We start from the raw sequence: 6,453 nt of genomic DNA, 5'->3' as shown, positions 1-6,453 counted from the left end.
CAATCGTCAGGCTGTAAATAAGGCTGCAGAAGCGTGACGGCGACCTCGGTCAGCTCGTCAAGCGAACCTGTGCCGGGCAGCGGTTCCCATCGGCCACTGTGGCTGCGGAAAGCGGCACCATAACGATTGCGGCTTAGCTCAGTGAGGCGCGCCACAACGGTCGGCTGCTCATCGTTCTCGGTAGCCAATGAGACGCAGGTCGTGCCGCAGTCGCTGATTTGCAAGGGCCATAAGCACGGTGCTCACGCACCGCCTCCCCGAACGAACTGCCTGACGAGGATTTGCCTGCGTCGCACCGAGCCGTCGGACTAGGCATCAGTTGGTTGTGTCGCAATAAGAAAAAAGCGGCAAAACAAGGAGATCTTGTTAGGAGGCCTTAAATGACCAAGGAGTAAAACTGTTTGGCCGCCGGCGGAGAGGTTCCCTTCGTCGTTTTCATCTGTCCCTTCCTGATCATATGCATCACCTCGATGCCCGACAGGATGATGCGGGCGCAACGAAAGTCCTTGAAGCCCATCATGGGTTTGATGATGCGTTTGATGGCACGATGGTCCTGTTCAACAAGGTTGTTCAGATACTTGTTTTGCCGGACTTTGACGGGCGCTTCCCGGTCAGCATTGATCGCCTTCAGGGCGGCCAGATTGGCACCACTTTTGTCCACGGTGATCGTCTCGGGGGCGCCGTTCTGGTCGATGGCTTTCTCGAAGTAGCGACGCGCTGCAGCCTCGTCGCGATGGGCATGCACGAGAAGGTCGACGGTCTGGCCTTCCTTGTCCACTGCCCGGTAGAGGTACTTCCAGCCGCCCTTGACCTTGATATAGGTTTCATCCATTCGCCAGCTCCTGCCCACCGGACGTTTGTGCTTTCGAAACGCCTTTTCGAACAACGGCACGAGCTTTATCACCCAGCGATGCACGGTCGAATGGTCAACCTCGAATCCGCGTTCAGCGATCATTTCCTCGAGATTGCGCAGGCTCAGGGAGTAGGCCACGTACCACCGCACGCCCAGCAAGATCACGTCTAATGGATAGTGCAGCCGCTTCAAAACCTTGGCGATCCCAGCAGGCAGCGCCTTTCGATCGGTCTTCGTTTTTGTCGGCTTTCCCACGCTTCGCTTCCGAAATTTCGCCCGTCCAATTCTACATCAGCGCGTTAATGCGACAGAACCTCAAGCACAACGCTCGGCACGAAAGGCGTCACGACCGCCGCGGGCGGTCATTGACGACGATGGCCTGAATGCTGAAATTTCGTTACCAGACGCTCGTCACCATGGGCATCCGGCAATGATTCTGATACGCGAAGTGCTCACGAGAGCGAGTTTCCGTTCAGTTTGACGAAAACGTCCGTAAAAAAACGCGTGCTACTACCGATAGAAAACATAATCCGCAAGATAGGGCGAGCTACCGATTTCGTGTTCCGTCGAACATGGTGCGCCCGGCATCAACCCTCCAACGGTATGCACTCGCTGCACATACCGGACAGCCGACAATGTGCCGATACCGGACGTGCTATGAGCTTGGAGCAACAGTTGCGGTATGCTTGCCGAAGTTTCGCTGGGACGCTGTGCGAGCACACGCCCTACAATCCGGCTTCCGTCTTCCGCTTCCCAGGACGGCCCGGCGCCGTGCCGGACCGCGGCGCGGCCGCTCATGTCGAACAGCGTCGCTTGTGGGCTCCTGAACACCCATCCCAGATGATGCTGCGCGTCGAACTCACACGAATAAGTCTGCACACCAGACGCTACCAACGTCATCACGCGCTCGCCCTGAGGCGGGTCGATGGAAGAACTGGCTGGACCTGCAGGCGCCGTCGCACACGCCCCAAGTATTGATACTACGACGGTCGCAAAGCCTAATTGCAAAAAATTCCTGAACATGGTTCTCACCTTGAAGAGATAAAGCACGACGCGGAGCGGTTACCGACCAGAGACGTCGGCCGTGAATTCGGAAGTCGGGATCATACGCGTAATCCCATGCATCCGGCGCCAATCAGCCATTCAGAACGCTGAAGACTTTGGCCCCAAGTGCATATGCGAATGTCAGGAATTCGCTCCATAGCTGACTCATATGCGCCGAGGTGCGAATGTCGGCCAAGGCCGAGGACTTGCCGGATCGAGCATGTATCTCAATGGCCGGTACCTGAACGTAGCCGACGTTCGGGTACTGTCACATTATCAAAGGTCGAGCGATCTAATTCATAGAACATACGGAATCCTATATTATGCAGCAAGACGATCAAGCATCGAATGTCCAGTCACAGCCTCCCATGCCTCGAAGGCTTGCGTGCGTTCGGCGCGCTTCTCTTGCGCGTTCGTGTTGAAGCGGCAGTGCATGAACAGGTTGGCCACCTGATCGTGAACCGAGGTAAATCGCTGCAGGTGACGTGCTGATTTGAAACGGCGCATCACCTTCTCGCGTACCCGCGTTGGCTGATGCGAGTTCTCCGCCCGGTTGTTCAATCCCTTGTGCTGTCGGTGCTCAACATTCAGTCCCAAGTCCCGGTTTGCCGCACCGTAGCTCTTGAGCTTGTCGGTGATCAAAACGCGCGGTGCGCGTCCGTGCTTCCTGAGCAGCTTTCGCATGAGCCGTTTGGCCGCATGCCTGTCGCGCCGGCTTTGCACCAGTACATCAAGCACCGCACCGTGCTGGTCCACCGCGCGCCACAACCAGTGCTTCTTGCCGTTGATGGTGACCACCATTTCGTCGAGGTGCCACTTGTCGCCTGCGGCTAGCGCAGTAGAGCGTATGCGTCGGGCAATGCCCAGGCCGAACTTCACTGACCAGCGTCGCACAGTCTCGTAAGTGAGTTCAATGCCGCGCGCAGCAAGCAACTCCTCGACCATGCGCAGACTCAGCGGAAAACGGTAGTACAGCCACACTGCGTAGCTGATCACGTCGGCCGGGAAGCGGTATCCCGAGTAGGAGATAGCGTCGTTGGCAGGTGCGCTTTGCTGCAAGTCGGTTCGTTTCATACCCGCAACTGTCGCCGCATTTCCGGCAACTTGCCGGCAACTTGCCGGCAACGTGACAATGCCGAGCAGACAGACAAAAGCGACATGTCTAACATTTGTGGCAAGTAAATCAGTGCGTCGCACCGACTTTTCTAAGCGCTTCCATCGCCGCCAGATTGCCTTGCACTTGAACGGTCGCGAGGGCAGTGTTTCCCCGCGCGTCCGCATGATCCGGGTCCGCGCCATGCGCGATTAGGTCATCGAACAAGCCAAAGCGTCCAAAAAGCGCGGCGAAAGCAAGTGCGGTTTCGCCCGCGTTATTGGTTGCGTTAACGTCGCAGCGCGCTTGCAAGAGCGTCCTTGCTATGTCGAGTTGGCCTTTGTAAATGACGCCCATCAAAGCCGTATTGCCGTTATGGTCGGCTGCGCACGCATTGGCGCCGGCGGCCATCAGCTTGTCGAGCGTATCGGGATGATTGTCATAGGCAGCAAGAATGAGCGCCGTGTAGCCGCTCGAATTGACGCTTTCAATTGGGTAGCCCGCCTTGAGCAACGCATCGAGAATGTCCCATCTCCCCTCTCGTGCAGCGTTGAACCATTCCTTGTCGTATTGATGCGCGGCGACGTGCTGGCTCGCGTCCAGATGCAGAGCAGGAGCAGTCGTGACTTCCGATGCGCATCCTGCCAAAACCACTGCACATGCAGCCACGCTAGCGATGGAACGCCATGCAATGCCAAAGTTTCCGAGCTCCTTCATACCAGATGTTTCCGTGAGACGAGGCACGCTGGTTTAGCGGCGTGCCTCTTGTTAGCGGTGACGACTAAAGGCGAATCAAGCTTGCCTGAAATTACTCGTCGGACAGCTTCGCCGACAATGTCTTCACCTTCGAACCGTCCGCGTTCAGCGCACGGATCAGACGCGCGCCCAGGTCGGGATCGGCCCTGTTGAAGTAAGACAGCATCGTGTATTTGTTGTCTTCGTTCGTGACATGGCTCAAGTCGCCGGACAGCGCGGTGACGAGATCGCCCTTGCCTTGCTCAGTCAGACTTTCGAAATACTGGCCCGCTTGCCGGAAATTCTGCTTCTTGTGAATCGCGATCTGCTGCGTCGTTCCGGACAATGGCGTCTGCACGTACTTGAATTTCGGGTTCTGGCTTAGCTCGCTGATCCCCGACGGCTCATAGTTGACGTCGCCGGTACGGCCGCTCGCGTTCATTTTTCCATCTTGATTGTTGTTGTGGACTTCAGCCAGCGGCCGGTTGATCGGAAGCGAATTGAAGTTCGCACCCAGTCGGTACATCTGCGTATCGGCGTACGCGAACAGACGGCCCTGAAGCATCCTGTCTTCCGACGGTTCAATGCCAGGAACCAGTCGCGACGGCGCAAACGCGGACTCTTCGGTGGACTCGAAGTAGTTGTCGGGCACGCGGTTCAGCGTCATTGTGCCGACCTTCCGCTCAGGTACACCAAGCCATTCCTTGGTGTCGTCAAGCGCATCGTAAGAGAACTTGTTCAGATCCGACGGCTTGAGAATCTGGACATACAGATCCCACTTCGGGAAATCGCCTTTACGGATCGCGCCGTAGAGATCGTTGGTCATCAGGTTCCAGTCCGCACCAATGGATGCGGCGATTTCACCGGGACGCAAATCCTTCTTGCCCTGATCGCTGACCCAGTGGAACTTGACGTAGTGCACCTCGCCCTTCGCATTCACGAACTTAAAGGCATGTACTCCAAATCCGTCCATGTGCCTGTAAGAATCGGGCATGCACTCGTCGCTATAAAGATGCGCGAGCATATTGGTCGCTTCGGGCGTATGCGCAAAGAAATCAAAGGCCAGATTGGCGTCCTGAACGCCTGTGACCGCGCTGGGCTTGTTAGCGTGGACGAAGTCAGGGAACTTGATCGCGTCGCGAATGAAGAAGATCGGCCAGTTAATGCCAACCATGTCCCAATTGCCCTGCCCGGTGTAGAACTTGATGGCAAAACCGCGGGGATCGCGTGCTTGTTCGGGAGATCCGCGGTAGCCCATCACCGTTGAAAACCGCACGAATACCGGCGTTTTACTGCCTGGCGAGAAGACCTGTGCCGTTGTCAGGTCGGATAGATCGGACTTGGAACGAAGTCGCCAAAGGCACCTGTTCCTCGCGCATGAACGACACGTTCGGGAATACGCTCGCGATCGAAACGCTGCAGCTTTTCAACCAGATGCGAATCCTGCAGTAGCACGGGACCTTCAGGACCGGCTGTTTCCGAATTCTGATTGTCTCCAACAGGAGATCCATTGTCGCGGGTCAAGTTGGCTGCAAAGACAGGCGGCAACATCGTGGCGCTCAAGACAACGGACAGAAGCGTTCTTTTAAAGACTTTAGATGCATGTTGCATATTGGCTCCGGGGGATGGTTAATACTTGCGGCTTCGCTAACGGTGCGCCGAATGCTATGCCGGTGCATTCGAGTGGTCCAATGACCATTTCTAATGATCGCGATAGTCATGCCCTAGGCATGCGCACATGTGACTCAATCTTGCAGTGGCAAGCTACTTTGGACTGCTAAACGTAATCTGCGCGATATTCGCGAGGACCGGGCACTTCGCTAACACAAGATAGCCGTGCAGTACGCACATCCGGGGTGCTTTGTCAGTGTGAGGTTCTACTCCGACAGTTCGTCCACCCGGCCGGCATGCGCCACGCATCGCGTACGTCTACGGCATGTTCGTCTGCGCCGTCTGCTGGTTCGCCGGCGATGCTAGCGAATCACGAGAACGCGCGACGTAGCCGTTGACGGCCAATAGTGTGCCGCCGCCGAGTACCGCGACAATTATTTCACCACTTATGTCCCGCCTCATCACCGAGGCGGTCAAGATAATCGACAGCATGACCGGCACCGGAAGTTGCCAAACTCCGGCTTACCGGCGAACAGCGCCGCACAGAATGAATTCAACGCCGCCGCGCCAATCATCACAAACCCGACGCCGTCTGCAGACCGACCATGCCGATGACGGCCGGCATTATGCGCCCCGCTTCGAAGGAGCGAGCATGAAGAAGTCGCGCATCATCGGCGCAACTTGGCGAATCCGACTGCTACCATCGTCAGACGGCAGCGATGCTGACGCCCGCGAGTTTGGAAACGCCCAGGACCTGCGCCGACACCGGCCTATACGTGAGCGCCCGCTTGATCCGCAATCAGCTTACCGTTGCCAATCTTCGGCGGATCAGATTATAGACGGACCATGTCTCGCCCCCGCGGCACAGCAGTACCAGCAACATCACCATCCCACTGGATAGGCGTCGGCCACGCCTGAGGGTAGCCGCATCCTGATCGGCAGACTCTCAAAGTTCTTGGCTTCTTCACAGCTGCTGTCACCGTATCGAGGAGACGCTAACCAACCTTTTCGTGGTTACTAATGGAGATTCGTTAGAAGGAGTTTAGATGCGCGACTCTGACGAGTGCATGGCGTCAACATTGCAATTCAGTCATGTTCGAGATGGTCGCAAAAAACA

Annotated in this window: 4 protein-coding genes and 2 pseudogenes; all 6 read right to left on the bottom strand. The window is 56.7% G+C overall.

The annotated features are described in order from the left end of the window. Nucleotides 1-224, bottom strand: a pseudogene (locus P0D89_RS50260) (hypothetical protein); the annotation flags it as partial. Nucleotides 225-376: 152 nt separating this feature from the next. Beyond that, nucleotides 377-1,057, bottom strand: a complete 681-nt coding sequence (locus P0D89_RS50255; RefSeq protein ID WP_408369191.1) for an IS6 family transposase — start codon at nucleotides 1,055-1,057, stop codon at nucleotides 377-379. Between the two features lie 306 nt (nucleotides 1,058-1,363). After that, entirely contained in the window at nucleotides 1,364-1,876 is a 513-nt protein-coding gene (locus tag P0D89_RS50250) for a DUF3455 domain-containing protein (RefSeq protein WP_408369193.1), read from the bottom strand. Nucleotides 1,877-2,218: 342 nt separating this feature from the next. Then, nucleotides 2,219-2,971: an IS6 family transposase gene (locus P0D89_RS50245; RefSeq protein WP_408379252.1), complete on the bottom strand. Its 753-nt coding sequence runs from the start codon at nucleotides 2,969-2,971 to the stop codon at nucleotides 2,219-2,221. A 109-nt stretch (nucleotides 2,972-3,080) separates the two neighbouring features. Further along, nucleotides 3,081-3,707, bottom strand: a complete 627-nt coding sequence (locus tag P0D89_RS50240) for an ankyrin repeat domain-containing protein (RefSeq protein WP_408369181.1) — start codon at nucleotides 3,705-3,707, stop codon at nucleotides 3,081-3,083. 91 nt (nucleotides 3,708-3,798) lie between these two features. Then, nucleotides 3,799-5,276: pseudogene (locus P0D89_RS50235) on the bottom strand (catalase). Nucleotides 5,277-6,453 lie beyond the last annotated feature (1,177 nt).

The sequence above is a fragment of the Paraburkholderia sp. RL18-085-BIA-A genome (assembly GCF_046027075.1).
Classification (GTDB): domain Bacteria; phylum Pseudomonadota; class Gammaproteobacteria; order Burkholderiales; family Burkholderiaceae; genus Paraburkholderia.
Note: the sequence above shows the minus strand (reverse complement) of the source record. Positions and strands in the feature narration are given on the sequence as shown.